The following is a 24,193-nucleotide window of genomic DNA, read 5'->3' as shown; positions in this document are numbered from 1 at the left end:
CTATTCCCATTTGAAGGTGCGGGCGGTGAGGAACGTCCCGAGGACTCCCCACACCACCGGGATGACGAGGGCGGTGCCGTCGAGAGGCGCGTCGACGAGCGCGGCCCGCATGGCGTCGCCCAGCGCTGCGGACGGCAGGAACCCGATGACGGCCGACGCGGCGCCGCACGACGAGGTGGGCAGGACCACGCCACCGCCCGCCATCAGCAGGAGGTAGACGAGGTTGGCGAGAGCGCGAGCGTCGCCTCGGCGCGCAGCACGCCGGCGACGAACAGGCCGAGGGAGGCGAAAGCCCGAGTGCCGGCGGCGACGGCCGGGGCGGTGGCGGCGACGGACAGCGGTGGGTTGTCGAGCGAGGGCTTCCAGCCGAGGAGCAGGCCCACGACCACCGGGACGACCAGTTGCAGCGCGACGACGTTGAGCAGCGCCAGCACCTTGCCGATCAGCAGGCCCGAGCGCGGCAGGGGAGAGGCGCCGAGGCGCTTTATCACGCCGTAGCGGCGCTCGAAGCCGGTGGCGATCGCGATGGAGGTGAAGGCGGTCGACATGACGGCGAGGGCCGGGACACCCGGAGCGAGTACGTCGACGGGCCGGTGTCCGTCGAGGTCGAGACCCAGCCTCTCCGCGCCGAGGACGCCGCCGACGAGGACGATCACCGGGATCACGATGGCCAGCAACAGCTGCTCGCCGTTGCGCAGCATCAGCCGCGCCTCCATGCGGGCCTGCGCGGCGACCTGCCCGGTCAGCGGAGCGGCGCCGGGTGCGGGGGAGAAGGTGCTCGTCATGCCAGTTCCCGCCCCGTGAGGCCCGGGAACACGTCCTCGAGCGTCTGCCGCCCGAGCGCCAGCGACTCCGGGACGACGTCGTGGCTCTCGCACCACTGGGACACGATCCGCAAGGTGCTGCCGTCGGCCGGACCGGTGATCAGCATGCTGCGGGCGTCGATCTGCGTAACCCCGGTCTCGGGGCCGAGCTGGGCACCCAGCGACTCGGGCGCGCCGTCGGGGAAGGGGCGGATCACGACCAGCCGGATGGTCGCCGAGTGGCCGCCGCTGGTGAGCTCGGTGGGCGAACCGGAGGCGATGAGGCGGCCGTGGTCGATGATGTGGATCTGGTCGGCGAGGTGCTCGGCCTCGTCCATGTGATGGGTGGTCAGCACGACGGTGACGCCATCGGTCCTGATCTCCTCGAGCAGCTCCCGGGTCGTGCGCCGGGCCTGCGGGTCCATGCCGGCCGTCGGCTCGTCGACGAACACGAGCTCGGGACGCCCGACCAGCGCCATCGCCGGGCCGAGGCGCTGCTGCTGGCCGCCGGAGAGCCGGCGGTAGGGCGTGCGGCCGCAGTCTGCGAGGCCGAGCCGGTCGTGCAACATGGTGGTGTCGAGCGGGTGGGCGTGCAGCGAGGCGACGTGGTCGAGCATCTCCATCGCCCGCACACCGCTCCACGCGCCGCCGGCCCGGAGCATCACGCCGATGCGGGGAGCAGCTCGCGGCGCTGGCGCTGCGGGTCGAGTCCCAGCACGCGCACCGTGCCGGCCTGCGGGCGGCGATAGCCCTCGCACGTCTCGAGGGTCGTGGTCTTGCCGGCACCGTTGGGCCCGAGGACCGCCGTGATCGACCCGCGCGCGACCTGCATCGACAACCCGTCGACGGCCCGCTTGTCGCCGTACGCCATCACGAGGCCGTCGATGTCGACGGCTGGACTCTCGGCGGGCACGGCCGTGAGTCTAGGAGCCCGGTTGCGCGCGGTCCCGGGACGGGTCGAGACTTAAGTCGGTTGGGGACGTCGGTGGTCCCCTCTACTGTCGAACCCATGACTTCTCCCCACGCGATCGAGGCCGAAAACCTCGTCAAGCACTTCGGCGAGACGGTGGCCGTCGACGGTGTCTCGTTCGTCGTCCCCGAGGGCTCCGTCCTCGGCCTGCTGGGCCCCAACGGCGCCGGCAAGACCACCACCGTGCGGATGATGACCACCCTGACCGCGCCGACCTCCGGCACCGCCCGGGTCGCGGGCCACGACGTGCTGACGGATCCCGGCGCCGTACGCCGCAGCATGGGCCTGACAGGTCAGGCGGCCACCGTCGACGAGCTGCTGACCGGGCGCGAGAACCTCCGCCTGATCGGCCAGCTCTACGGCCTCGACAACGGCTACATCAAGCGCGCCAGCGACGACCTGCTCGAACGGTTCTCGCTGACCGACGCCGGCGACCGGATCGCCAAGACCTACTCCGGCGGCATGCGGCGTCGGCTCGACCTCGCGGTCAGCCTGATCGCCACGCCACCGGTGCTGTTCCTCGACGAGCCGACCACCGGCCTCGACCCGCGCTCGCGCGTCGAGCTCTGGGAGGTGCTGCGCGAGCTGGTCAAGGACGGCACGACCCTGCTGCTGACGACGCAATACCTCGAGGAGGCCGACCAGCTGGCCGACAACATCGTGGTCATCGACCGGGGCACGGTGATCGCCGAGGGCACGCCGCTGCAGCTCAAGGACCAGTCCGGCGCAGCTGCCCTGGTGGTCACCGTCTCGCACGGCCACGACCTCGAGCGTGCCGAGGCGCTGATCCGCCCCCACGTCCGCGAGGTCCACGTGGACGCGGGCGCGCGGCAGCTCACGGCACCGGCCGAGGGGCTGGGGCACATGACCCGGGTCGCGGGCCTCTTCGACGAGAGCGGGATCGTGCTCGACGACATCGGGCTCAAGCGACCCAGTCTCGACGACGTCTTCCTGCACCTGACCGGCCACCGCGCCGAGGACACCACCACCGAAGCAGACGAGGAACTGGTCTCATGACGACGACGCTGGAACGCCCGCAGATCCGCGAGACCGGACTGCTCGGCCAGTCGCTGTCGATCGCCCGGCGAAATTTCATCCACATCAAGCGGATGCCCGAGATGCTGATGGACGTCACCATCCAGCCGGTGATGTTCGTGCTGCTCTTCGCCTATGTCTTCGGCAGCTCGATCGACGTCCCGATCGACGGTGGCTACAAGGCCTTCCTGCTGCCGGGAATCATGGCCCAGACCGTCGCCTTCTCGTCCTTCATCGTCGCGGTGGGGCTCACGGCCGACCCGGAGAAGGGCATCGTCGACCGCATGCGGTCGCTGCCGATCAACCCGGCCGCCGTGCTGGTGGGTCGCTCGTTCTCCAGCGTCGCGCACTCCTCGATCGGGCTGGTGGTGATGTCGCTGACCGGGCTGGCGATCGGCTGGCGGATCCATACCAACATCTTCGAGGCGCTCCTCGGCTATGCGCTGCTCGTCGGCTGGGCGTTCGCGATGATCTGGGTCGGCATCCTGGTCGGCTCGGCGATGCGCTCGGTGGAGGCCGTCAACGGTGTGATGTTCGCCACGATGTTCCCTGATCACCTTCCCTGGCCAACACGTTTGCGCCGACCGATGGCATGCCCTCCCCGGCTGCGCTTCATCGCCGAGTGGAACCCGATCTCGTCGCTCACCCGGGCCGTGCGCGTGCTCTGGGGCAACGACTACCAGCTCGCCGAGGGTGCGGCCTTCCCGATGCACCACCCGATCCCGTTCACCATCGGCTGGATCGTGGTGCTGACCGCCACCCCCGGCACCGCTGGCCATCCGGACCTTCCGCAAGCGCACCGCTGACTGACCAACTTAGGGGAGCCTTGCTTGAAGAGGCGGAAGCATTAACGTCACACTTACGTTGTGCAAATCATGAGGCCGACTTCTACGCGCGCGGGGGACCCCCGACGGGGACGCTCCCACCCGTGACCGGGTGGCCGAGTCGATCCTCGAGAACGGTCCCTCGACCGCCGCAGACCCGGCCGCCGGGCTGGACCTGACGGCGGCCGCCGTGCGTCGTCATCTCGACCACCTGACCGAGGACGGCACGGTGGAGGCCCGCGACCAGAAGGTCTACGGCAACCGCGGTCGCGGTCGGCCGGCGAAGGTCTTCGCCCTCACGGACGCTGGGCGTGACGCCTTCGACCAGCAGTACGACGACCTCGCCGTACAAGCCCTGCGGTTTGTGGCCGAGACCGGCGGCGACGACGCCGTGATGGAGTTCGCCCGCCGCCGGGTTGCCTTCGTGGAGCGCGACTACGCCGCCGTCACGGCCGAGGACCCGACCCTGAGCCCGGCGGAGGCGCTCGCGAAGGTCTTCAGCGCCGAGGGCTATGCCGCCAGCGTGCGCACCCTGCCCATCGGCGACCAGCTCTGCCAGCAGCACTGCCCCGTCTCGCACGTGGCCCATGAGTTCCCGCAGCTGTGCGAGGCCGAGACCGAGGCCATCGGCCGCGTGCTCGGCACCCACGTCCAGCGACTCGCGACCATCGCCCACGGCGACGGCGTCTGCACGACCTGCATCCCGACGTCGAACACGTCGTCATCCACCCAGAAGGAGAAGGCATGACCTCCATCGAAGAACTGAACCCGTCCCTCGAAGGCATCGGCCGCTACGAGTTCGGCTGGTCCGACAAGAACGACGTCGGCGCCAACGCCCAGCGGGGTCTCAGCGAGGACGTCGTCCGCAACATCTCCGCGCTCAAGTCCGAGCCGCAGTGGATGCTCGACCTGCGCCTGAAGGGCCTCAAGCTCTTCCACCGCAAGCCGATGCCGACACGGGGCTCCGACCTGTCGACGATCGACTTCGACAACATCAAGTACTTCGTCCGCTCCAGCGAGAAGCAGGCGACCTCGTGGGACGACCTGCCCGAGGACATCAAGAACACCTACGACAAGCTCGGCATCCCCGAGGCGGAGAAGCAGCGCCTCGTGTCCGGCGTGGCGGCGCAGTACGAGTCCGAGGTCGTCTACCACTCGATCCGCGAGGACCTCGAGGCCCGGGGCGTGCTCTTCCTCGACACCGACACCGCCCTGCGCGAGCAGCCGGAGCTGTTCCGGGAGTACTTCGGCACCGTCATCCCCGTCGGTGACAACAAGTTCGCCGCGCTCAACACCTCGGTGTGGTCGGGCGGCTCGTTCATCTACGTGCCGAAGGGTGTCCACGTCGACATCCCGCTGCAGGCCTACTTCCGGATCAACACCGAGAACATGGGCCAGTTCGAGCGCACGCTGATCATCGTCGACGAGGACGCCTACGTGCACTACGTCGAGGGCTGCACCGCGCCGATCTACAGCTCGGACTCGCTGCACTCGGCCGTCGTGGAGATCATCGTGAAGAAGGGTGGTCGCTGCCGCTACACCACCATCCAGAACTGGTCGAACAACGTCTACAACCTCGTCACCAAGCGCGCCGTCTGCGAGGCCGGCGCCACCATGGAGTGGGTCGACGGCAACATCGGCTCCAAGGTGACGATGAAGTACCCCGCGATCTACCTGATGGGCGAGCACGCCAAGGGCGAGACGCTCTCCATCGCATTCGCGGGCGAGGGCCAGCACCGGGACGCCGGCGCCAAGATGGTGCACGCCGCCCCGCACACCTCCTCGAGCATCTTGTCGAAGTCGGTGGCCCGTGGCGGTGGCCGCACGTCCTACCGCGGCCTGATCCGAGTCAACGAGGGTGCCTACGGCTCGAAGTCCAACGTGCTGTGCGACGCGCTCCCGGTCGACCAGATCTCGCGCTCGGACACCTACCCCTACGTCGACATCCGTGAGGACGACGTGTCGATGGGCCACGAGGCGAGCGTCTCGAAGGTCTCCGACGACCAGCTCTTCTACCTCATGTCGCGAGGCATGGAGCAGGACGAGGCGATGGCGATGATCGTCCGCGGTTTCGTGGAGCCGATCGCCAAGGAGCTCCCGATGGAGTACGCCCTCGAGCTCAACCGCCTGATCGAGCTGCAGATGGAGGGCGCGGTCGGCTGATCGCCACCGCCCCACCCGTTCATTCGTAGAAAGAGAATTTGTGACTGTCACGGAATCTGTCCGGTCTGCCCTCGAGGTGGACAAGGTCGATAGCCACCTGCACCCGCAGGGGTCCTTCGACGTCGCCGATCACATCGTCCCGACCGGGCGCGAGGAGATCTGGCGATTCACCCCGCTCAAGCGCCTGCGCGACCTGCACGGCAACGCCTCGCTGACCGCGCGTTCCTGTACGGCGACGTGGACCGAGCACGAGGGCGTGGACATCCGCGTCGTCACCGGTGACGAGGCGGCGTCGGTCCGAGGCGTGTCCAAGTGGGCGCCCAACGCCCGCTTCGCGGCTCGCGTCCCGGCCGAGGTCCCGGCCAGCATCCTGATCGACGTGCCGGCCGACCACGAGATGGCCGAGCCGGTCTTCCCGGAGATCGAGGGCAATGACCTCGAGGCCACCATGGGCGCTCACATGACGTTGCGCTTCGGCGCGCACAGTCGTGCGGTCGTCGTCCTCAACCACACCGGCTCCGCCGCGGTCGCCGCGGTCGTCGAGGTCGTCGTGGGTGACGGCGCCGACGTCACGGTCGTGTCGCTGCAGGACTGGGCCGGCGACGCCGTCCACCTCGCGCACCACCGGGCGCTCGTCGGTCGCGATGCGGCGTACAAGCACGTGGCGGTGACCTTCGGTGGCGACGTGGTCCGGATGGACTGCAACGTGACCTACGACGGACCCGGCGGCTCCGCGGAGCTGCTCGGTCTCTACTTCGCCGACGAGGGCCAGCACATCGAGCACCGCCTCTTCGCCGACCACACCGCTCCGCGCACCAAGAGCAACGTGCTCTACAAGGGCGCGCTGCAGGGCCGGGGTGCGCACACGGTCTGGGTCGGCAACGTGCTGATCCGCAAGGTCGCCGAGGGCATCGAGACCTACGAGGAGAACCGCAACCTCGTGCTCAGTGACGGTTGCCACGCCGACTCCGTGCCCAACCTCGAGATCGAGACCGGCGAGATCGCCGGCGCCGGTCACGCGTCGGCCACGGCCCGCTTCGACGACGAGCAGCTGTTCTACCTCCGCTCGCGCGGCATCGACGACAAGGAAGCGCGTCGCCTCGTGGTGCACGGCTTCTTCAACGACCTGATCCGCAAGATCGGCGTGCCGTCGATCGAGGACAAGCTGATGAAGACCGTCGAGGCCGAGCTGGCCAAGAACGTGCTGCGCGAGGACGCCGAGGCGATCGCATGACCTTTGTCCGCGCCTGCTCCCTCGACGAGGTGCCCACCGACGAGGCCCTCGGCGTGACGATCGGCGCCTACGACGTCGCGGTCGCGCGCAACGGCGACGAGGTCTTCGCGCTGCAGGACCTCTGCTCGCACGCCGCTGTCGCTCTCTCCGAGGGCGAGGTCGCCAACTGCACCATCGAGTGCTGGCTGCACGGGTCGACCTTCGACCTGCGCACCGGCAAGCCCACCACGTTCCCCCGCGACCGAACCGGTCGCCACCTTCCCAGTCGAACTTCGCGACAACGACGTCTATGTCGACGTCGAGACCACCCTGAATGGAGTGACCCCCTCATGAGCACGCTTGTCATCAAGGACCTGAAGGTTTCCGTCGACACCGAGGACGGCCCCAAGGAGATCCTCAAGGGCGTCACGCTGACGATCAACGACGGCGAGACCCACGCGATCATGGGCCCCAACGGCTCCGGCAAGTCCACGCTGGCCTACTCCATCGCCGGCCACCCGAAGTACACCGTCACGGGCGGCACCGTCACCCTCGACGGCGCCGACGTGCTGGCGATGACGGTCGACGAGCGCGCCCGCGCCGGCCTGTTCCCCGGCCATGCAGTACCCCGTCGAGGTGCCCGGCGTCTCGGTCTCCAACTTCCTGCGTACGGCGAAGACCGCGATCGACGGCGAGGCCCCCAAGCTCCGCACGTGGATCAAGGACGTCAACACGTCCCTGCAGGCACTCGACCTCGACCCGACCTTCGCGACCCGCAACGTCAACGAGGGCTTCTCCGGTGGTGAGAAGAAGCGCCACGAGATCGCGCAGCTCGAGCTGCTGAACCCGAAGGTCGCCGTGCTCGACGAGACCGACTCCGGCCTCGACATCGACGCGCTCCGGGTTGTCTCCGACGGCGTCAACCGGTTCAAGGCCGACGGTGACAAGGGCGTCCTGCTGATCACGCACTACACGCGGATCCTGCGCTACATCAAGCCCGACTTCGTCCACGTCTTCGTCGACGGACGCGTCGCCGAGGAGGGCGGCCCCGAGCTGGCCGACCAGCTAGAAGCCGAGGGATACGACAAGTACACCAAGGCCGCCACCGCCGCCGGTTGAGCAGCGAGCGCAGCGAGCGACGTCGAAACCAAGGAAGGTAGGCATGTGATGGAAGGACTACTTCCCGAGCTGGAAGTCATCCGCAAGGACTTCCCGATCCTCGAGCGCCAGCTCGCGGGTGGCTTTCCGCTGGTCTACCTCGACAGCGCCAACACCTCGCAGAAGCCGCAGGTCGTCATCGACACGATGGTCGACCACCTCGAGCACCACAACGCGAACATCTCCCGGGCCATGCACCAGCTGGGCTCGGAGTCGACCTGAGGCGTTCGAGGCGGCTCGCGACCGGGTGGCGGCCTTCATCAAGGCGCCCAGCCGCGACGAGGTGATCTTCACCAAGAACGCCACCGAGGCGCTCAACCACGGTGGCGAACACCCTGTCCCGGGCGACCGGTGACACGGCGATCGGTGAGGGCGACGAGGTCGTCATCACCGAGATGGAGCACCACTCCAACATCGTGCCGTGGCAGCTGCTGACCGAGCGCAAGGGCGCGACCCTGCGCTGGTTCGGCCTCACCGAGGACGGCCGCCTCGATCTGTCGAACATCGACGAGCTGATCACCGAGCGCACCAAGGTCGTCTCCCTGACACGGGTGTCCAACATGCTCGGCACGATCAACCCGGTGGCCGAGATCGCCGCACGTGCGCACGCGGTGGGCGCGATCGTGGTCGTGGACGCCTCGCAGGCGGCTCCCCAGCTGCCGATCGACGTGACGGCCTCGGGTGCCGACCTGCTCGTCTTCACCGGCCACAAGGTCGTCGGCCCGACCGGGATCGGCGTGCTCTGGGGTCGCAGTGAGGTGCTCGGCGCGCTGCCTCCGTTCCACGGTGGCGGCGAGATGATCGAGACGGTGACGATGGCGCGTTCGACGTACGCCGGGATCCCGCACAAGTTCGAGGCCGGCACGCCGCCGATCATCGAGGCCATCGGCCTCGGTGCCGCGGTCGACTACCTCGACCACATCGGCATGGACGTCATCCACGCGCACGAGCAGGCCATCACCGGCTACGCCCTCGAGGGTCTCGCCTCCGTGCCGGGTGTGCGCGTCCTCGGACCGCTCGACGCGGCGTCGCGCGGGGGAGCGATCTCGTTCGAGCTCGACGGCGTGCACCCGCACGACATCGCGCAGGTGCTCGACTCGCGCGGCGTCGCGGTGCGCGCGGGACACCACTGCGCCAAGCCTGCGCATGCACGCTTCGGCGTCCGGGCCTCGACCCGGATGTCGTCCTACCTCTACACGACGCCCACGGAGATCGACGCCCTGATCGAGGGCCTCCACTACACCCGTTCGTACTTCAAGGTGGGCTGATGGATCTCGATTCGCTCTACCGAGAAATCATCCCGGACCACTACAAGCACCCGCACCATGCCGGACTGCGCGACCCGTTCGAGGCCGAGGTGCACCACGTCAACCCGACCTGCGGTGACGAGGTGACCCTGCGCGTCCACGTCTCCGACGACACGGTGACCGACGTGTCGTACGACGCCGTGGGCTGCTCGATCTCGCAGGCCTCGACCTCCGTGATGACCGACCTGCTGATCGGCAAGTCCGTCGACGAGGCGATGTCGATCCACCAGACCTTCCCCGGAGCTCATGCAGGGCAAGGGCAAGGTGGAGCCCGACGAGGACGTCCTCGAGGACGGCATCGCGTTCGCCGGTGTGGCCAAGTTTCCCGCGCGTGAAGTGCGCCCTGCTCTCATGGATGGCGTGGAAGGACGCGACGTCCCAGACCCTCTCGAAGGAGAACTCATGACCATCGACAACAGCGACCTGCCCGACGTCCCCGCGGCCACCGGCGGCGGCTCCACTGTCACCATTGACGACGTCACCGAGGCAATGAAGGACGTCGTCGACCCCGAGCTCGGGATCAACGTCGTCGACCTCGGACTCGTCTACGACGTGCACCTCGACGAGGGCTCCAACGTCGTGCTCGACATGACGCTCACCTCGGCGGCCTGCCCGCTGACCGACGTGATCATGGACCAGACCAACGCCGCGCTCGAGGGCATCGTCAACGACGTCGCCATCAACTGGGTGTGGATGCCGCCGTGGGGCCCGGACAAGATCACCGACGACGGCCGCGAGCAGCTGCGCGCCCTCGGCTTCAACGTCTGAGCGTGCGCTTCACCGAGCACGAGCTGACCGAAGCGGTCACCAACGCCGCCAAGACCGTGGCAGCCGCGCGTCAGCGGGGGCGTACGCCGCCGGCGCGACCGCGAGGCGACATGGGCAGCGCTCACGCGGCACGAGCGCTACCTCGTGCTCGACGCCGTCGGTACCCGAGTGCTGCCGGTGCTGCTCGCGCTCCCGGACCTCGAGGTGCCCGTCGGCACCCGCCCGACCTTCACCGACATCCGGGTGCTGTCCGCGGTCCAGGGCGACGCTCGTGGACGGTGCGCGAGGGCTCCGGGGCAAGGTGGCCGTCGCCGCGCGGACGGCGATCGTGCGTGACGCGCTGGCCAAGCTGCCCCCTCGGCAGGCCTGACAGGCACCGGATGGGTCTAGGGTCGCGGTCATGACGGACGACGACGTGATCGGCAACTTCTGGGAGCTGGCCCGGTTCCACGCAAAGCTCAACGTCGCTCCGGCCTACTTCGGCCCCACCACCCTCGAGGTCGTCCGGCCGCCGGCGTGGTCCTTCGGCGAGACGCCGGAGGAGGCGGACGAGTTCGTCGCGCGTATCGACTCCGAGGACCGGCTCGAGACATCGACACCGGCGTCGGTCTACGACGAGGAGGGCGCCGACATGCCCGTCGCGGGGTCGCTGTCGATCCTGTGCAACGGAGTGGGCCACCCGGTCGCGCTGCTCGAGATCGAAGAGGTCGAGATCGGCACCGACATCGTGGAGCGCTTCCGCGTGATCTACCGGGCCGACGCCTGATGGAGCGCCAGACCTACCTCCTCGTCGACGGGGAGAACATCGACGCCACCCTCGGCAACTCCATCCTCGGTCGGCGGCCGCGGCCCGAGGAGCGGCCGCGCTGGGACCGGCTGCTCGAGTGGAGCGAGCGCAGCTTCGACCAGCCCGTGAAGGGGCTGTTCTTCCCGGCCGCCGGCACCGAGATGCCGACGACCTTCGTGCAGGCCCTGATCGCGATCGGCTTCACCCCGGTCCCGCTGAGCGGCGCCGGCAAGGTCGTCGACATCGCCATCCAGCGCACCGCCGAAGCGCTCGTCTCGCGCGACGCCGACGTCATCCCGGCCAGCCATGACGGCGACTTCCTCGACCAGATCTCCGCGCTCTGCGACGGATCCCGGCAGGTGGGCGTTGTCGGTTTCGGGGAGTTCGTCAATGCCGCCTTCCGCGGGCTGCCCGGGCTTCGGATCATCGACCTCGAGTACGACATCGGCGCGTTCAACTCGGCCCTGCCGCGCGTCAAGGTGATCCCGATCGACGAGTTCGACCCGCTCGACTTCCTGTGACGCTCAGCGTTCGCCGTACACCGGGAGCGGTGGTGTCCGAGTCAGCGGCACGGACGGGGTGATCTCTTCGTTGGTGTCGTCGGGCCACGTCGCTCGTCCGGTGTACGGCGACCCGTCGAGCACGAGGGCGACCTCGTAGTCGAAGCGGCTGCCGCCGAGGGCGACGACGTCCGCTGCTTGGCGGGCGCCCCGGCGCCACGAGACGGTGCCCTCCTGCCGGGCCCGGGCGGGGCGGCCCGGGTCGATCGTGGCGGACTCGCCGTCCTCGTTGGTGATGGTGATGGAGGCGCTCGCAGACTTCGGCGTCGCCGCGAGGTCACGGATGCCGAGCTCGACGCCGTAGCTGTCGAGCACGCCGTCGTGGTCGGCGAGGACCGCCGCGGTCCCGGAGGCCGCCTGCGGGAAGTCGCCGTCCGTGGTCGTCGTCCGGGCGAAGGTCGTGATGACGTCTCCACCGGACTCGCCCCGGCCGAAGACGTCGACGTGCCACGTGCCGGCGCGGCCAGCGGGGAAGACCCGGTGGGTGTGGTCGCCGATCTTCTCGACGCGGGAGGCCACGCTGCGGCCGTCGCGGCTGAGGTCTTCACCGGGCTCGTTGAACGTCGCCTCGAAGGTCCAGTCGTCCTCGTGGAACGAGAAGTCGACGTGGTCGGGCCTGCCGATGTCGAAGGGATGCTCCGGCCGGGAGCCGTCCGCACAGCCGTTGCCGTAGCAATAGGTCCACGCCTCGGAGGTTCTTGGTCGTGCCGTCGGCCAGCTGCAGCACGATCGGCGGCGGGTCGCTCGGCCAGCCGGCGACCATCGAGCCCTGCCCGCAGGCTGTGAGGGTGCAGGCGGCAAGAGCGGCGAGCATTAGTCGGACACTCATCCGGGTGGGACGCACCCGTGCAGGCTACGGTTCCGGGGTGTCGGTCGTGCTGGTTCCCGGGTCCGGGTTCTCGCGGTGGGTCGCCAACTTCGACGGTCGGCACGGCGGTTCGTCGCTGAGCGTGGACGACGGTGCCCTGCGCGGAGTGGCCGACGACGGATCGACGTTCACGGCCTTGCCGCCGTTCGCTGCGGCGTACGACGGACTGGCCGACGTGACCGCCTTCCCCGGCAGCCGTCCAGTGCCGGGGGAGTGGGGCGTGCTGCTGGTCCGCAAGGGGCGGCTTCGCCGTCGCCCGGCTGGCTGGTGCCGAGATGGTCGAGCACAAGATCGGACAACGGCACGTGCAGGGCCGCACCAAGGCGGGCGGCCAGAGCCAGCAGCGTTTCGCGCGGCGTCGGGACAACCGAGCCGGGCAGGCATACGAGGCTGCTGCCGACCATGCGGCCCGGATCCTGCGGCCGGGGCTCGTCGTCACCGGGGGAGACCACGGTGCCGTTGACGAGGTGCTGGCGGACCAGCGACTGACGGGTATGTCGGTCGTCGGACCGTGGCTGCCGGTTCCGGACCCGCGCCGCGCCGTACTGGACCGAGCGATCCCTGGATGCCCAGTCGATCGCCGTGGACGTCACGAACGCGTGAGCTCGCGCTCCACCTTGCGCCGGTGCTTGGCCCAGCGGGCGGCCATCCCGTCCATCTCGGACTCGACGAAGACCGGGAACTCACGCATCATCGCCAGCCGGTGCCGGGACTGGGAGTCGCGCGGCAGCCCGGTGAGGGCGTTCTCGAGCGCCGCGAGCATCGGGGCATAGGTCTGCTCGTGCTGCATCATCGCTCTGGTGCCGGGCGTCGTCGTCGACGACGTAGATGTCTCGACGGGTGCCACGCTCGCGCTCGCGGCAGCCTGATCGGCGACTCCGACGCCGCGCGCGAGATGATGGCCCAGGGGGAGCGGCGGCGACGGTCGACGGCTTCTACGCCACGGCGATCGTGATGCTCGCCCTGATGGCGGCCGGCTTCGCCATCTCCTCCGCGCTGAGGCCGCGCGGCGAGGAGGAGGACGGTCGGGTCGAGGCCCCGGGTCGCGACGGGACTGTCGCGCGGACGCTGGCTCGGCGGGCACGTCGCGGTGACCGTGCTCGGCTCGACGCTGGTGGTGCTCGCGGCGGGTCTCGGCATCGGCCTCAGCTTCGGACTGACCTCGGGTGACTGGGGGACTGCGCGTGGACTCGTGGTCGCGTCGGTGCCCTACATCGTCCCCGTGCTCTGCCCGGCCGGGTTCACGCGCCTGTTGCACGGGCTGTCGCCTCGAGTCGCGAGTCTCGCGTTGCTGGGCCTGCTCTTCGCCGTCACGGTGCTGATGTTCGGCGAGCCGTTGAGCGGCGCGGGCCAGTTGGTCTTCCGGAACCGCGACATCCGCTAGCGTCAGCGCCATGTGGCAGCCCGAGCCCGGTTGGCAGCGACTGCCCGGTGGCACCAGCCCTTCGGCGTACGGCGTGTGGCTGGCCGTCGAGGGTGACCGGGAGGTCATCGTCAAGAGACTGCGCGCGCCGGTCGACGGCGACGAGCCGGAGCTGTCCGACTGGCGCTCGGTCGCGTGGTGGGAGCGGGAGCCGCAAGTCGCCCTGCACGGGCTGGTCACCGCGACAAGTGGTCTGCGCGGACCCGCGACCCTGCGCGTCGATGACGACGACGAGGGCACGACGATGATCCGGGTCCGCGTGCCCGACGCCGACAACCCCGGGCTCTTCGTGGCCCGCGCGCTCGGACGCTTCGCCCGAATGCCCGTGCCGGACGAGCCGTGGCTGGCCCGCGGTCAGCTCCGCGAACGGCTCGCCCGGACCGAGCGCCGAGGCGGCTGGCAGATGCTGGCCCGCACGACGCTCGCCGACGTGGCCGACCACCTGTGGCGACACCGGGCCGGACATCTCGACGCACTGGACGCCGCGCCGCAGGTGCTGCAGCACGGCGACCCGACGCCCGCGAACCTCCGTGGCCGCGACGGCGACGACGTGGTCGCCATCGACTGGAGCTCCTCGGGCACCGGCCCGGTCGGTCACGACCTCGGGCTGTGGGCGTTGGCGGCGCGCGAGGACTTCGAGCCCCTGCTTGCGGCGTACGTCGACGGGCTGGCCGACCCCTGCACGGCGGACGTCGCCGCGGCCGGAGCGAGGGTCACGGCCGTGTACACGTCCCTGACCCGACTGGACTGGGCGCTGCGCCGTGTCGCCGCCGGTGAGGGTGCGCTCGCCGGGAAGTACTCCCACCCCAGCGTCGCGCCGTACGTTCACTCGATGCAGCGACAGGCGGCCCAGATCGAGAGGCTCCCGGGGTAGTCCGTGACGAGGTTGGTCAGAGCTGGCTGGCCGAGAAGGTGTCGCAGGCCTGCAGCGTGCCCTCGTTGTAGCCGACCGCGAACCAGCGCTGGCGCTGCTCTGACGAGCCGTGGGTCCAGCCGTCCGGGTTGACGCTCTGGCCGGACTTCTGCTGGATCCGGTCGTCGCCGACGGTCTTCGCGGAGTCGAGGGCCTCGTCGATGTCGCCCCCGGTCGAGGCCTTCGAGGATCCCGTCGCCGTCGCTGGCGTCGCGGGTCCACATGCCGGCATAGCAGTCGGCCTGCAGCTCGAGGCGTACGGCGTCGGACTCCGGGCCCTTCTGGGTGCGGACCCGGCCCATGGTGCCGAGGAGGTTCTGGATGTGGTGGCCATATTCGTGGCCCGGGACATAGGGCTCCACGAAGTCGCCGCCCCGGCCGCCCAGCTGGCCCTCGAGGACATCGGCGAAGAAGGTCGTGTCGAGGTAGATCTTCTGGTCGGCCGGGCAGTAGAACGGGCCGACCTGCGACGTGGCCTGACCGCAGCCGGTGCTGACTCCGCCGCTGAAGGTGAAGGTCTGGGCCGGGGTGAGCTCGGGGCCGCCCTGCTCGGGCAGCGTCTTGGCCCAGAACTGCTCGACCGAGAACAGCACGGCCTTGCGGGCGCAGTCGACGTCGTTGTTGGCGTCGGCCCCGGTCTTGCAGTTGGCGTAGCGCTCGCTGTCCTCGTCGAGCCCCTGCGGGTTCCCGGCCCGGCCCTGCGTGTCGACGCCGGTGTCGGTCGGCAAGGTGGTGCCGCCACCGCCGCCCGTGCAGCTGCTGATCACGAAGAACAGCACGATGATGATGAGACCGCCGATTCCGCCGCCGGCGCGGGTCCCACCGGGGATCGGGATCCGCATGCCACCGCCGCGCATGCCTCCGCCGCTGCCGGAGTCGCCTACGCGACCGCCGCTGATGTCGGCCTTCGGGTTGAAGCGCATGTGAGAACCCTTTCAGGGGCTACCGATGAGTCGGAGGCAGGCTAACGCGTGTGCACGCCGGCCGAGCGCCGGGACATGAGGTACTTCACGACGAATCCGACGATCAGCAGGACCGGGGCCGAGCTTGCCGCCGCCCGCGGACGTCGGGATCGGGAGCCGTGAGCTGCCAGCGCTGCCGCCCACGTCGTCGACGCGTCCGGCTCCGATGTCGGCCTTGGGATTGAAACGCATGGCTGTGTCCCTTCTCTCAGGCCCGAGTCGAGCCGGCTGATCATCAACATATCGTCACCGTCCGACAACGGCCCACGATGAGTGGGAAGCGTCCTCGCACCGATAGCCTGAGGGCCTGATGATCAACGCCCAACAGCTCGAGGTCCGCGCGGGCGCTCGCCTCCTCATAGAGGACGTCTCCTTCCGCATCGCCGCCGGTGACAAGGTCGGCCTCGTCGGTCGCAACGGCGCCGGCAAGACCACCCTCACCAAGATCCTCGCCGGAGAAGCCCTCCCCGCCGCCGGCAAGGTCGTCACGAGCGGCGAGGTCGGCTACCTGCCCCGGGACCCTCGCATCGGTGACCCCGAGGTCCTCGCACGCGACCGGATCCTGTCGGCGCGCGGTCTCGACGACGTCGTACGCCGCATGCGTGAGGCCGAGGAGGAGATGGCTTCGGAGGACGTCGCGACCCACGAGCGCGGCATGAAGCGCTGGGCACGTGCCGACGCGGAGCTGCACGCCGGTGGCGGGTACGCCGCCGAGTCGGAGGCCGCACAGATCGCCAGCAGCCCGGGCATCGAGACGCGCATCCTGACCCAGCAGCTGAAGACGCTCTCCGGCGGCCAGCGCCGCCGGGTCGAGCTGGCCCGCATCCTGTTCTCCGGCGCCGAGACGCTGCTCCTCGACGAGCCGACCAACCACCTCGACGCCGACTCCATCGTCTGGCTGCGCGACTTCTTGAAGTCGCACCGCGGCGGCCTGATCGTGATCAGTCACGACAACGCGCTGCTCGAGGCGACCGTCAACAAGGTCATGCACCTCGACGCCAACCGTGGCGCGATCGACGTCTACAACATGGGCTGGAAGAACTACCTCACCCAGCGCGAGACCGACGAGCGTCGCCGCAAGCGGGAGCGGGCCAACGCCGAGACCAAGGCCAAGACCCTCACCGACCGGGCCAACAAGATGCGTGCCAAGGCCTCGAAGGCGACCGCCGCGCAGTCGATGCTCAAGCGGGCCGAGAAGATGATGTCCGGTCTCGAGGGCGAGCGCGCGGCCGACAAGGTGGCGCGGATCAAGTTCCCCGCCCCCGCGCCGTGCGGCAAGACCCCGATCACCGCCGAGGAGCTCTCCAAGTCCTATGGCTCGCTCGAGGTCTTCATGGACGTCGACCCGGCCATCGACAAGGGCTCGCGCGTCGTCATCCCGGGCCTCAACGGCGCCGGCAAGACCACGATGCTGCGCATCCCGGCGGGCGTCGACAAGCCCGACACCGGTCGCGTCGTGCCGGGCTACGGACTCAAGCTGGGCTACTACGCCCGGGAGCACGAGACGCTCGACACCGAGCGGACCGTGCTGGAGAACATGCAGTCGGCCGCACCCCAGCTGACCGACGCGGAGGCGCGCAGCGTCCTCGGCTCGTTCCTCTTCTCCGGCGACGACGCCCACAAGTCGGCCGCTGTGCTCTCCGGCGGCGAGAAGACGCGGCTCGCGCTGGCTGCCCTCGTCGTCTCCAGCGCCAACGTGCTGCTGCTCGATGAGCCCACGAACAACCTCGACCCTGCCTCCCGCGAGGAGGTGCTGGCCGCGATCCGCACCTACGAGGGCGCGATCATCCTCGTGACGCACGACGAGGGCGCCGTACGCGCACTGGAGCCCGACCGCGTGCTGCTGCTGCCCGACGGCGACGAGGACCTGTGGAACGAGGGCTACGCGGATCTCGTGTCGCTGGCCTGACGGCCGACCTACCGGACGTCTGCGCTGTCGCCGGGCGCGATCCACAGCACAGACGTTCGGTACGCCGAAGTGTCAGGTGTCGAGGCCCGCGCGACGCAGGAGCAAGCGGTTGTAGTCGTTGATCTCTGCCGGCAGTGACTCTGGAGCGAACCACGCCGGGGCAACTGTCTCCCCGGCAACATCGGTGGTCAGATCACCCGTGACGGCACTCGTCTCGAATGTTGCGCCGACGACGTACGCCGCGTAGCCGTCCGGGTATCGCACGACGAACTCAGGTCCCGAGTAGACGTCGATCGGCCACAGGTCGCCTGCAGTCAGACCGGTCTCCTCGAGCAGTTCGCGCCGCGCCGCCTGCTCGAGAGTCTCGCCGGTTCGAGGCGGCCACCCGGCAGCCCCCATGTCGCGTCGACCACGACGTCGGACGTTGCGCGGGACGTCCGACGGATCGGTCGTTCGGGCAGCGGCATCGTCGGACGTTCCGGCGGCGGGCCGGGAGGACGGCACCGGGCGCCGTACCGGCAGGTAGGGCTCTGAGAGACTCCGGGCATGACGCTCCCTGATCTCGCCGCCGTCGGTCTCGAATTCGTTGTCGACGGTCCCGTCGCGACCATCACGCTCAACCGCCCCGAGGTGCGCAATGCGCAGACGCCCGCCATGTGGCTGGCGCTCGCCGAGATCGGCGCGCAGATCCCCGACGACGTCAGGGTCGTCGTGGTGACCGGGGTCGGGCCGACGTTCTCGGCCGGGCTCGACCGCGCCATGCTCGATCCCGCGACGGACGCCACAGAGAGCGTCATCGGGCTGTTGTCGCTCTCCGACGAGGAGATGTCCGCCAGCATCGAGGCGTTCCAGCGGGGCTTCACGTTCCTGCGTGATCCGCGTTTCGTCTCGATCGCGGCCGTGCGTGGCTACGCCGTCGGCGCCGGCTTCCAGCTCGCGCTGTCGTGCGACCTGCGGATCGTCGCCGACGACGCGCAGTTCTCGATGAAGGAGTCGGCGCTCGGCCTCGTCCCGGACCTGACGGGAACAAAGCCCCTCGTGGAGAGCGTTGGCTCCGCCGAGGCCCTCGAGATCTGCGCCACCGCACGCATGGTGGGTGCGCAGGAGGCCGTCAGCATCGGACTGGCCAACAAGGCCGTCCCGGCCGACGACCTCGACGCCGCAGTGGCCGAGCTCGCCGCCGCCCCGGCCGCACCGATGGTGGATGTGGTCTCCGAGACCAAGACCTTGTTGCAGGGGGCAGCCGACCGTGACCTCGACGAGCAGCGCCGTCTCGAGCGCGAGGCGCAGGTACGCCGATTCCGCGCGCTCGCAGCAGCCTTCGCCGGCTGAGAGGGGCGCCGGATGTCGATGATGGGACCGAGGTGGCCCGCCCCCGGCGGTTCCTGCGATCCGACCGGACCGTCGTCGACAGCCACATCGAGCGCAAGACCCTGCGCCGGGTCCTCTCGTTCGCGAAGCCCCATCGTGGGGCGATCGGGATGTTCCTCGCCGTGACCGTCGTGGACGCGGTCCTCGTCGTGCTGCCTCCGCTGCTGCTCCAGCGGATCGTCGACGACGGCATCAGCGCCGGCGACACCCGGCTCGTGATCTGGCTGGCAGCAGCCATGGCGGTCGTCGCGGTGGTGGACTCGGGTCTCGGGCTGCTCGGCGGCTATCTGTCCAGCAGGATCGGTGAGGGCCTGATCTTCGACCTGCGGGTGCAGGTCTTCGGTCACGTCCAACGCCAGTCGCTCGCATTCTTCACCCGCACCCAGACCGGGGCGCTGGTCAGCCGCCTCAACAACGACGTCATCGGCGCGCAGCAGCGTTCACCTCCACCTTGTCGGGCACCGTGTCCAACATGATCTCGGCGCTCGTCGTCGGCGTCACCATGCTCGCCCTGAGCTGGCAGGTCACCCTGCTGTGCCTCCTGCTCTTCCCGCTGCTGCTGCTCACCTCGCGCTGGGTCAGCAACCGGCTCGCCGGACTGACCCGCGAGCAGATGGACGGCAACGCCGACCTCGGCAACGCCATGACCGAGCGCTTCAACGTCGGCGGCGCGATGCTGCTCAAGCTCTTCGGCCGTCGCGAGATCGAGGATCGGCTGTACGCCACCAAGGCGGCCGTGGTCCGCGACCCGGGCGTGCGCATCTCGCTGCTCACCCGGGTGTTCTTCGCCGCGATGACCCTGCTGCCGCAGCTGGCGACCGCGATGGTCTACGGCATCGGCGGCTACCTCGCGATCCGGGGTGACCTGTCCGTCGGCACCCCGGTCGCCCTCGGCATCCTGCTGCTGCGCCTGCTCGGCCCGCTGCAGGGGCTCTCCAACGTCCGCATCGACGTGATGACGGCGCTGGTCAGCTTCGACCGGGTCTTCGAGGTGCTCGACCTGCCGTCACTGATCGAGGAGAAGCCGGGTGCGGCGGAGCTCCCGCGGACGGCTGCGTCGCTCGAGTTCGACCACGTCGACTTCACCTACCCGAGCGCCGACGACGTCTCGCTGGCGTCGCTGGAGAAGGTCGCGCGTGTCGAGTCGAGGCCGAGCGGACAGGTGCTGCACGACGTCACCTTCACTGCCGAGCCGGGACAGATGGTCGCGCTGGTCGGGCCTTCGGGGGCGGGCAAGACGACCGTTACCCACCTCGTCGCCCGCCTCTATGACGCGGTCGCGGGCGCCGTACGCGTGGGTGGTCTCGACGTCCGCGACGTGACGCTCGAGTCGCTGGAGGACGTCGTCGGCTACGTCACGCAGGACGCGCACATGTTCCACGACACCATCAGGACCAACCTGCTCTATGCCCGACCCGATGCGGACGAGTCCGCGATCTGGCGGTCGATGGAGGCCGCGCAGATCGCCACGCTGGTCCGGTCCCTTCCCGACGGCCTCGACACCGTCGTCGGTGATCGCGGCTACCGCCTCTCCGGTGGCGAACGCCAGAGGTTGGCGATCGCCCGACTGCTGCTCAAGGCGCCGTCGATCGTGGTGCTCGATGAGGCAACGGCCCACCTCGACTCCGAGTCGGAGGCCGCCGTCCAGCGTGCCCTCGACGCGGCCCTCGCGTCGCGGACCTCGCTGGTCATCGCGCACCGGCTCTCGACCGTGCGCAACGCCGACCTGATCCCGGTCCTCGACGGCGGACGGGTCGTGCAGAGCGGCACCCACGCCGAGCTGATCGCCGAGGGCGGGCTCTACCGCACGCTCCACGACACCCAGTTCCGCGAATAGCTTGGTTTCGTCGCGCCGACGCGACCTCGCAAGCTCGGTCGGCGGACTTGCTCAACCTCCCTCGCCACGCCACGCACGACTCCGTCGTGCGTGACTAGGCTCGTGACATGGATCTCCAACTCGCGGACAAGGTCTTCATCCTCACCGGCGCGACGCGCGGGCTCGGTCGAGCCACCGCCGACGTGCTCGTCGCGGAGGGAGCGCGGGTCGTCATCTCCGGTCGCTCGCCCGAGGCGGTGGAGGCCGCCGTGGCCGAGCTCGGCGACGGCGCCCGGGGAGTGGTGGCCGACAACTCCGACCCCACCGCCCCCGGCCGGCTGATCGCCGCGGCGCAGGAGTCCTTCGGGCGCCTCGACGGTGCCCTGATCTCGGTCGGCGGTCCGCCCAAGGGCCCCGTCACGGGCATCACCGACGAACAGTGGTCGACCGCCTTCGAGTCGGTCTTCCTCGGGGCGGTCCGGCTGTCGCGCGAGATCTGTACGGCGTTGGGTGATGGCGGCTCGCTCGCGCTGGTGCTCTCGAGCAGCGTGCGCGCTCCGCTGGCCGACATGGCGATCTCCAACGGCCTGCGCCCCGGTCTCGCGATGGTGGCCAAGACCCCGGCCGACGAGCTCGGCCCTCGGGGGCGTGCGCGTCAACGGGCTGCTGCCCGGTCGGATCGGCACCGAACGGGTGGCCGGGCTCGACGCAGCGTCGGATGACCCGGCCGCTGCCCGGGCCGCGGTGGAGGCGACGATCCCGCTGGGCCGCTACGGCGAACCAGCGGAGTTCGGCCGGGCCGCTGCCTTCCTGCTGTCGCCCGCGGCGTCATTCGTGAGCGGCGTCATGCTCCCCGGTCGACGGCGGGATGCTCCGGGCCCTCTGACCGGCGACTGCCACGGACCATGCCCCTGCCGCCTCGCGCTTCGTCGTACACGAGATAGCCGAAGCCGAAGAGCGCCAGCACGCCGAAGAACCACCACTGCAGGCCGTAGAAGAAGTGCGGCCCGTTGTCGAGCTCGGGCAGCTCCACGGGCAGGAGCTCGACCTCGGCGGACGGTGACTCGGAGCGCAGGTCGACGAAGCCGGTGACGACCTCGCGATCGAGCGCGTCGCCGATCTGCTCGCTGTTGATCGCCCGAGTGGACTGGTCGGTGACCGCGGTGCTGTCGCCGGTCGCGTCGAGCCGCACCCAGCCCTCGACGGTGACCTCTCCGGCGGGGGGCGCCGGCACGTCGTCCGGGGTGGCGCCGCGATTGTCGGTGGCGAACCAGCCGCGGTCGACCAGCACACTGGAGCCGTCCGCGAGCTCGAGCGGCACGACCACGTCCACACCGGCCGCCCCCTCGCGGGTGCGATAGCGCACGACGACGGTGTCCTCGACGGCGTAGGTGCCGGTGGCCGTGATGCGCTTCCACTCGTCGTCAGCGCCCAAGGGGGAGTCGGGCGCCATCACGTCGGTGACGGCAACGGGGTCCTGCAGCTCGTTGCGCTCGATGATCGCGTTGCGCTCCTTGCGGTCCTCCAGACGGTGGAACTGCCACTCGCCGAGACGCCACGCGACCCACGCCGGGGCGATGACCGTGAGGAGGAACAGCACCCACCGACGACTCAGCAGGAACCGGAAGCTTCGCACCGGAAGAGGCTAGCCGCAGCCCCCTCGCGACCGGTACGCACCTACACTGAGTGAATGCTCCCCTTGGCAGATCGCTTCGGCCGCGTGGCGAAGGACTTGCGCGTGTCCCTCACCGATCGCTGCAACCTGCGCTGCTCCTACTGCATGCCGGCCGAGGGGCTCGAGTGGCTGCCCGACGACCAGACGCTGACAGATGACGAGATCGTCCGGCTGATCACCATCGCCGTACGCCGCCTCGGGATCGCCGAGGTCCGCTTCACGGGCGGTGAGCCGCTGGTGCGTCGCGGTCTGGTCGACATCGTGCGACGCACGCACGAGCTCGGCGTCGAGACCTCGCTGACCACCAACGCGCTTGGCCTCGCCCGCATGGCGAAGGCGCTGCGCGAGGCGGGCCTCGACCGGATCAACGTGTCGCTCGACTCCGTGCGGCCCGAGACCTTCAACGAGATCACGCGACGCGATCGGCTCAAGGACGTCATCGCCGGCCTCGAGGCCGCCCGCGAAGCTGGACTGTCGCCGCTCAAGATCAATGCCGTCCTGCTGCGCGGCACCAACGACGATCAGGCGAGCGAGCTGCTGAAGTGGGCGATCGACCACGCCTACGACCTGCGCTTCATCGAGCAGATGCCCCTCGACGCCCAGCACGGCTGGAGCCGCGCCGAGATGATCACCGCCGACGAGATCTTCGAGCGGCTCAGCACCGACTTCACCCTCACCCCGCACGGCGTCCCCCGCGGCAGCGACCCGGCCGAGCTGTTCGACGTGGACGGCGGGCCGGCCACGGTCGGCATCATCGCGTCGGTGACCCGCCCCTTCTGCGGCGACTGCGACCGCGTGCGACTCACGGCCGACGGCCGGGTCCGCAACTGCCTGTTCGCCCGCGAGGAGTCAGACCTGCGTACGGCGATGAGGGCCGGAGCCACCGACGACGACCTCGCCGCCCGCTGGGTCACCGCGATGGCCGGCAAGCGCGCGGGTCACGGCATCGATGACGAGTCGTTCCTGCAGCCCGATCGGCCGATGTCCGCGATCGGTGGATAGCCGTCCTCAGGGCTGGACGTGCGGCACGACGTCCTTGAGGAAGTTGCGCGCGCCGAGGAAGTCGCTGAGCGACTGACGGTGCTCGTCGCAGGCCAGCCAGCTCTTGCGGCGGTCGGGGGTGTGCAGCTTGGGGTTGTTCCACAGCAGCGCCCAGACGGCGGGTGCCCGGCAGCCCTTGGCCGAGCAGATGGCGGGCTCTTCCGGGGTGGTCACGGGTTCACCTCACCATGGCTGGAAATAGGCCGGTGCCGGACAGCCACGGGGGAAGCCGTCCGGCACCGATGTGCGACCACAGACGGGGGATGCTGGGGTCGCAAGTTGATTCTTGCACGACAGAACACCGAAAACCAACATGTCGTGCCCGGTGAGTTGCGGCTCAATCGAGCTCGCGACGCGAGGCGTTGTCGCGCAGGTCGAAGCCGTCGTCCTTCTGGTTTCCGGCATTGGCGAATACCACGGCGACGTAGGGAAGCAGCACCGCTCCGGCGACCAGCACCCATCGCAGCAGGCCGGGTCCGACGGCGACGGCGCCGATCACGCAGGCGGTCCGGATGGCCATCGAGATGAGGTAGCGACGCTGCCGGCCGGCGATGTCGTCGGCATGACTCGTGGCCGCAGTGGTGATGCGGACCGAATGCGAGTCCCGTGAGGCCATGCCATCACTGT

General features: G+C 69.6%; 31 protein-coding genes and 7 pseudogenes. 24 read left to right on the top strand and 14 right to left on the bottom strand.

The features are described 5' to 3' along the window. The 4 genes from LP418_RS31745 to LP418_RS26940 are packed head-to-tail and all read right to left on the bottom strand — an operon-like array spanning position 1 to position 1,716. Positions 1 to 204 (bottom strand): hypothetical protein, encoded by a 204-nt coding sequence (locus LP418_RS31745; protein ID WP_336275836.1) that lies wholly within the window; start codon positions 202 to 204, stop codon positions 1 to 3. Beyond that, the gene (locus tag LP418_RS26950) at positions 204 to 785 is read right to left on the bottom strand and encodes an ABC transporter permease (protein WP_336275835.1); all 582 of its coding nucleotides are present in this window, start codon (positions 783 to 785) and stop codon (positions 204 to 206) included. The genes LP418_RS31745 and LP418_RS26950 overlap by 1 nt, the downstream gene beginning before the upstream one ends. Next, on the bottom strand, positions 782 to 1,465 hold the full coding sequence (locus LP418_RS26945; protein ID WP_257954368.1) for an AAA family ATPase: 684 nt from the start codon (positions 1,463 to 1,465) through the stop codon (positions 782 to 784). Before LP418_RS26945 ends, LP418_RS26950 begins: the two co-directional genes overlap by 4 nt. Then, positions 1,465 to 1,716: an ATP-binding cassette domain-containing protein gene (locus tag LP418_RS26940; protein WP_257954367.1), complete on the bottom strand. Its 252-nt coding sequence runs from the start codon at positions 1,714 to 1,716 to the stop codon at positions 1,465 to 1,467. Before LP418_RS26940 ends, LP418_RS26945 begins: the two co-directional genes overlap by 1 nt. A 96-nt stretch (positions 1,717 to 1,812) precedes the next feature. On the opposite strand from LP418_RS26940, the gene LP418_RS26935 reads away from it, so the two are divergent. From LP418_RS26935 to LP418_RS26875, 13 genes and pseudogenes are all read left to right on the top strand, one after another. Beyond that, the gene (locus LP418_RS26935; RefSeq protein WP_257954366.1) at positions 1,813 to 2,790 is read left to right on the top strand and encodes an ATP-binding cassette domain-containing protein; all 978 of its coding nucleotides are present in this window, start codon (positions 1,813 to 1,815) and stop codon (positions 2,788 to 2,790) included. Continuing rightward, a complete protein-coding gene (locus LP418_RS26930) occupies positions 2,787 to 3,614 on the top strand; it encodes an ABC transporter permease (RefSeq protein ID WP_257954365.1) in 828 nt (275 codons plus the stop codon). The genes LP418_RS26935 and LP418_RS26930 overlap by 4 nt, the downstream gene beginning before the upstream one ends. Positions 3,615 to 3,744: 130 nt before the next feature. Further along, positions 3,745 to 4,380, top strand: a complete 636-nt coding sequence (locus LP418_RS26925) for a helix-turn-helix transcriptional regulator (protein ID WP_257954364.1) — start codon at positions 3,745 to 3,747, stop codon at positions 4,378 to 4,380. Further along, positions 4,377 to 5,795, top strand: coding sequence for a Fe-S cluster assembly protein SufB (sufB, locus tag LP418_RS26920; protein ID WP_257954363.1), 1,419 nt, complete (start codon positions 4,377 to 4,379; stop codon positions 5,793 to 5,795). The genes LP418_RS26925 and sufB overlap by 4 nt, the downstream gene beginning before the upstream one ends. A gap of 76 nt (positions 5,796 to 5,871) precedes the next feature. Then, positions 5,872 to 7,029 (top strand): Fe-S cluster assembly protein SufD, encoded by a 1,158-nt coding sequence (sufD, locus tag LP418_RS26915; RefSeq protein WP_257954362.1) that lies wholly within the window; start codon positions 5,872 to 5,874, stop codon positions 7,027 to 7,029. Beyond that, positions 7,026 to 7,214, top strand: a pseudogene (locus LP418_RS26910) (Rieske 2Fe-2S domain-containing protein); the annotation flags it as partial. The gene sufD and the pseudogene LP418_RS26910, both read left to right, overlap by 4 nt. 144 nt (positions 7,215 to 7,358) lie before the next feature. Further along, a pseudogene (sufC, locus tag LP418_RS26905) lies at positions 7,359 to 8,127 on the top strand (Fe-S cluster assembly ATPase SufC). Between the two features lie 48 nt (positions 8,128 to 8,175). Continuing rightward, a pseudogene (locus LP418_RS26900) lies at positions 8,176 to 9,434 on the top strand (cysteine desulfurase). Further along, positions 9,434 to 9,879, top strand: a pseudogene (gene sufU / locus LP418_RS26895) (Fe-S cluster assembly sulfur transfer protein SufU). The pseudogenes LP418_RS26900 and sufU overlap by 1 nt, the downstream one beginning before the upstream one ends. Then, positions 9,876 to 10,241: a metal-sulfur cluster assembly factor gene (locus LP418_RS26890; RefSeq protein ID WP_257954361.1), complete on the top strand. Its 366-nt coding sequence runs from the start codon at positions 9,876 to 9,878 to the stop codon at positions 10,239 to 10,241. The pseudogene sufU and the gene LP418_RS26890 overlap by 4 nt, the downstream one beginning before the upstream one ends. Positions 10,242 to 10,385: 144 nt before the next feature. After that, positions 10,386 to 10,577, top strand: coding sequence for a hypothetical protein (locus LP418_RS26885; protein WP_257954360.1), 192 nt, complete (start codon positions 10,386 to 10,388; stop codon positions 10,575 to 10,577). Positions 10,578 to 10,641: 64 nt separating this feature from the next. Beyond that, positions 10,642 to 11,007, top strand: coding sequence for a hypothetical protein (locus LP418_RS26880; protein ID WP_257954359.1), 366 nt, complete (start codon positions 10,642 to 10,644; stop codon positions 11,005 to 11,007). After that, a complete protein-coding gene (locus LP418_RS26875) occupies positions 11,007 to 11,549 on the top strand; it encodes a nuclease (protein ID WP_257954358.1) in 543 nt (180 codons plus the stop codon). The genes LP418_RS26880 and LP418_RS26875 overlap by 1 nt, the downstream gene beginning before the upstream one ends. Positions 11,550 to 11,552: 3 nt before the next feature. On the opposite strand, the gene LP418_RS26870 is transcribed toward LP418_RS26875, so the two are convergent. Together LP418_RS26870 and LP418_RS26865 are read right to left on the bottom strand one after the other, a co-directional pair. After that, positions 11,553 to 12,107 carry a hypothetical protein gene (locus LP418_RS26870; protein ID WP_257954357.1) on the bottom strand — a complete coding sequence of 185 codons (555 nt, stop codon included), beginning with the start codon at positions 12,105 to 12,107 and terminating at the stop codon, positions 11,553 to 11,555. Between the two features lie 25 nt (positions 12,108 to 12,132). Further along, positions 12,133 to 12,417, bottom strand: a complete 285-nt coding sequence (locus LP418_RS26865; protein WP_257954356.1) for a hypothetical protein — start codon at positions 12,415 to 12,417, stop codon at positions 12,133 to 12,135. Between the two features lie 314 nt (positions 12,418 to 12,731). On the opposite strand from LP418_RS26865, the pseudogene LP418_RS26860 reads away from it, so the two are divergent. Further along, positions 12,732 to 12,956, top strand: a pseudogene (locus LP418_RS26860) (Vms1/Ankzf1 family peptidyl-tRNA hydrolase); the annotation flags it as partial. 89 nt (positions 12,957 to 13,045) lie between these two features. On the opposite strand, the gene LP418_RS26855 reads toward LP418_RS26860, so the two are convergent. After that, positions 13,046 to 13,303, bottom strand: a complete 258-nt coding sequence (locus LP418_RS26855; RefSeq protein ID WP_257957286.1) for a hypothetical protein — start codon at positions 13,301 to 13,303, stop codon at positions 13,046 to 13,048. Here LP418_RS26855 and LP418_RS26850 point away from each other — a divergent pair. Genes LP418_RS26850 through LP418_RS26840 form a run of 3 tightly spaced genes read left to right on the top strand, consistent with a single transcriptional unit; the run spans position 13,297 to position 14,753 of the window. After that, positions 13,297 to 13,626 carry a hypothetical protein gene (locus LP418_RS26850; RefSeq protein WP_257954355.1) on the top strand — a complete coding sequence of 110 codons (330 nt, stop codon included), beginning with the start codon at positions 13,297 to 13,299 and terminating at the stop codon, positions 13,624 to 13,626. The genes LP418_RS26855 and LP418_RS26850 overlap by 7 nt on opposite strands. Next, positions 13,547 to 13,840, top strand: a complete 294-nt coding sequence (locus LP418_RS26845; protein ID WP_257954354.1) for a hypothetical protein — start codon at positions 13,547 to 13,549, stop codon at positions 13,838 to 13,840. Before LP418_RS26850 ends, LP418_RS26845 begins: the two co-directional genes overlap by 80 nt. A gap of 10 nt (positions 13,841 to 13,850) precedes the next feature. Beyond that, positions 13,851 to 14,753 carry an aminoglycoside phosphotransferase family protein gene (locus LP418_RS26840; protein ID WP_257954353.1) on the top strand — a complete coding sequence of 301 codons (903 nt, stop codon included), beginning with the start codon at positions 13,851 to 13,853 and terminating at the stop codon, positions 14,751 to 14,753. A 16-nt stretch (positions 14,754 to 14,769) separates the two neighbouring features. Here the strand turns inward: LP418_RS26840 and LP418_RS26835 are convergent, their stop codons facing one another. From LP418_RS26835 to LP418_RS26825, 3 genes and pseudogenes are all read right to left on the bottom strand, one after another. Continuing rightward, complete coding sequence (locus LP418_RS26835) at positions 14,770 to 15,024, bottom strand: neutral zinc metallopeptidase (protein WP_257957204.1); 255 nt, start codon at positions 15,022 to 15,024, stop codon at positions 14,770 to 14,772. Positions 15,025 to 15,043: 19 nt separating this feature from the next. After that, positions 15,044 to 15,634, bottom strand: a pseudogene (locus tag LP418_RS26830) (neutral zinc metallopeptidase); the annotation flags it as partial. A 93-nt stretch (positions 15,635 to 15,727) separates the two neighbouring features. Further along, positions 15,728 to 15,946: a hypothetical protein gene (locus LP418_RS26825; protein WP_257954352.1), complete on the bottom strand. Its 219-nt coding sequence runs from the start codon at positions 15,944 to 15,946 to the stop codon at positions 15,728 to 15,730. 118 nt (positions 15,947 to 16,064) lie between these two features. On the opposite strand from LP418_RS26825, the gene LP418_RS26820 reads away from it, so the two are divergent. Further along, on the top strand, positions 16,065 to 17,663 hold the full coding sequence (locus LP418_RS26820; protein ID WP_257954351.1) for an ABC-F family ATP-binding cassette domain-containing protein: 1,599 nt from the start codon (positions 16,065 to 16,067) through the stop codon (positions 17,661 to 17,663). A gap of 72 nt (positions 17,664 to 17,735) precedes the next feature. Here LP418_RS26820 and LP418_RS26815 read toward each other — a convergent pair whose 3' ends face one another. Further along, positions 17,736 to 18,167, bottom strand: coding sequence for an NUDIX domain-containing protein (locus LP418_RS26815; protein WP_257954350.1), 432 nt, complete (start codon positions 18,165 to 18,167; stop codon positions 17,736 to 17,738). A 42-nt stretch (positions 18,168 to 18,209) separates the two neighbouring features. Here LP418_RS26815 and LP418_RS26810 point away from each other — a divergent pair, with 42 nt between their 5' ends. From LP418_RS26810 to LP418_RS26790, 5 genes and pseudogenes are all read left to right on the top strand, one after another. Next, the gene (locus LP418_RS26810; protein ID WP_257954349.1) at positions 18,210 to 18,995 is read left to right on the top strand and encodes an enoyl-CoA hydratase/isomerase family protein; all 786 of its coding nucleotides are present in this window, start codon (positions 18,210 to 18,212) and stop codon (positions 18,993 to 18,995) included. 32 nt (positions 18,996 to 19,027) lie between these two features. After that, on the top strand, positions 19,028 to 19,510 hold the full coding sequence (locus LP418_RS26805) for an ABC transporter transmembrane domain-containing protein (protein ID WP_257954348.1): 483 nt from the start codon (positions 19,028 to 19,030) through the stop codon (positions 19,508 to 19,510). Next, positions 19,507 to 20,871: an ABC transporter ATP-binding protein gene (locus LP418_RS26800; protein ID WP_257957203.1), complete on the top strand. Its 1,365-nt coding sequence runs from the start codon at positions 19,507 to 19,509 to the stop codon at positions 20,869 to 20,871. The genes LP418_RS26805 and LP418_RS26800 overlap by 4 nt, the downstream gene beginning before the upstream one ends. A gap of 107 nt (positions 20,872 to 20,978) precedes the next feature. Next, positions 20,979 to 21,572, top strand: a complete 594-nt coding sequence (locus LP418_RS26795) for an SDR family NAD(P)-dependent oxidoreductase (RefSeq protein ID WP_257954347.1) — start codon at positions 20,979 to 20,981, stop codon at positions 21,570 to 21,572. Beyond that, positions 21,544 to 21,639 (top strand): annotated as a pseudogene (locus tag LP418_RS26790) (SDR family oxidoreductase); the annotation flags it as partial. The gene LP418_RS26795 and the pseudogene LP418_RS26790, both read left to right, overlap by 29 nt. 55 nt (positions 21,640 to 21,694) lie before the next feature. Here LP418_RS26790 and LP418_RS26785 read toward each other — a convergent pair. Next, entirely contained in the window at positions 21,695 to 22,486 is a 792-nt protein-coding gene (locus tag LP418_RS26785; RefSeq protein WP_257954346.1) for an SURF1 family cytochrome oxidase biogenesis protein, read from the bottom strand. Positions 22,487 to 22,540: 54 nt separating this feature from the next. On the opposite strand from LP418_RS26785, the gene moaA reads away from it, so the two are divergent. Continuing rightward, positions 22,541 to 23,527, top strand: coding sequence for a GTP 3',8-cyclase MoaA (gene moaA, locus LP418_RS26780; protein ID WP_257954345.1), 987 nt, complete (start codon positions 22,541 to 22,543; stop codon positions 23,525 to 23,527). 6 nt (positions 23,528 to 23,533) lie between these two features. Here moaA and LP418_RS26775 read toward each other — a convergent pair whose 3' ends face one another. After that, positions 23,534 to 23,740, bottom strand: a complete 207-nt coding sequence (locus LP418_RS26775; protein WP_257954344.1) for an acetone carboxylase — start codon at positions 23,738 to 23,740, stop codon at positions 23,534 to 23,536. A gap of 163 nt (positions 23,741 to 23,903) precedes the next feature. Beyond that, a complete protein-coding gene (locus LP418_RS26770; RefSeq protein ID WP_257954343.1) occupies positions 23,904 to 24,182 on the bottom strand; it encodes a DUF3099 domain-containing protein in 279 nt (92 codons plus the stop codon). Positions 24,183 to 24,193 lie beyond the last annotated feature (11 nt).

The sequence above is a fragment of the Nocardioides sp. B-3 genome (assembly GCF_024703895.1).
Taxonomy (GTDB): domain Bacteria; phylum Actinomycetota; class Actinomycetes; order Propionibacteriales; family Nocardioidaceae; genus Nocardioides.
This window is presented reverse-complemented; position numbering and strand designations above follow the sequence as displayed.

Bases quoted from the DNA above. Each gene is read 5' to 3' on its own strand.
- LP418_RS26945 (WP_257954368.1), bottom strand. From the start codon at position 1,465: ATGCTCCGGGCCGGCGGCGCGTGGAGCGGTGTGCGGGCGATGGAGATG.
- LP418_RS31745 (WP_336275836.1), bottom strand. From the start codon at position 204: ATGGCGGGCGGTGGCGTGGTCCTGCCCACCTCGTCGTGCGGCGCCGCG.
- LP418_RS26890 (WP_257954361.1), top strand. From the start codon at position 9,876: ATGACCATCGACAACAGCGACCTGCCCGACGTCCCCGCGGCCACCGGC.
- sufB (WP_257954363.1), top strand. From the start codon at position 4,377: ATGACCTCCATCGAAGAACTGAACCCGTCCCTCGAAGGCATCGGCCGC.
- LP418_RS26840 (WP_257954353.1), top strand. From the start codon at position 13,851: ATGTGGCAGCCCGAGCCCGGTTGGCAGCGACTGCCCGGTGGCACCAGC.
- LP418_RS26820 (WP_257954351.1), top strand. From the start codon at position 16,065: ATGATCAACGCCCAACAGCTCGAGGTCCGCGCGGGCGCTCGCCTCCTC.
- LP418_RS26880 (WP_257954359.1), top strand. From the start codon at position 10,642: ATGACGGACGACGACGTGATCGGCAACTTCTGGGAGCTGGCCCGGTTC.
- moaA (WP_257954345.1), top strand. From the start codon at position 22,541: ATGCTCCCCTTGGCAGATCGCTTCGGCCGCGTGGCGAAGGACTTGCGC.
- LP418_RS26825 (WP_257954352.1), bottom strand. From the start codon at position 15,946: ATGCGTTTCAATCCCAAGGCCGACATCGGAGCCGGACGCGTCGACGAC.
- LP418_RS26835 (WP_257957204.1), bottom strand. From the start codon at position 15,024: ATGCCGGCATGTGGACCCGCGACGCCAGCGACGGCGACGGGATCCTCG.
- LP418_RS26770 (WP_257954343.1), bottom strand. From the start codon at position 24,182: ATGGCCTCACGGGACTCGCATTCGGTCCGCATCACCACTGCGGCCACG.
- LP418_RS26930 (WP_257954365.1), top strand. From the start codon at position 2,787: ATGACGACGACGCTGGAACGCCCGCAGATCCGCGAGACCGGACTGCTC.
- LP418_RS26810 (WP_257954349.1), top strand. From the start codon at position 18,210: ATGACGCTCCCTGATCTCGCCGCCGTCGGTCTCGAATTCGTTGTCGAC.
- LP418_RS26865 (WP_257954356.1), bottom strand. From the start codon at position 12,417: ATGAGTGTCCGACTAATGCTCGCCGCTCTTGCCGCCTGCACCCTCACA.
- LP418_RS26950 (WP_336275835.1), bottom strand. From the start codon at position 785: ATGACGAGCACCTTCTCCCCCGCACCCGGCGCCGCTCCGCTGACCGGG.
- LP418_RS26800 (WP_257957203.1), top strand. From the start codon at position 19,507: ATGATCTCGGCGCTCGTCGTCGGCGTCACCATGCTCGCCCTGAGCTGG.
- LP418_RS26935 (WP_257954366.1), top strand. From the start codon at position 1,813: ATGACTTCTCCCCACGCGATCGAGGCCGAAAACCTCGTCAAGCACTTC.
- LP418_RS26795 (WP_257954347.1), top strand. From the start codon at position 20,979: ATGGATCTCCAACTCGCGGACAAGGTCTTCATCCTCACCGGCGCGACG.
- LP418_RS26875 (WP_257954358.1), top strand. From the start codon at position 11,007: ATGGAGCGCCAGACCTACCTCCTCGTCGACGGGGAGAACATCGACGCC.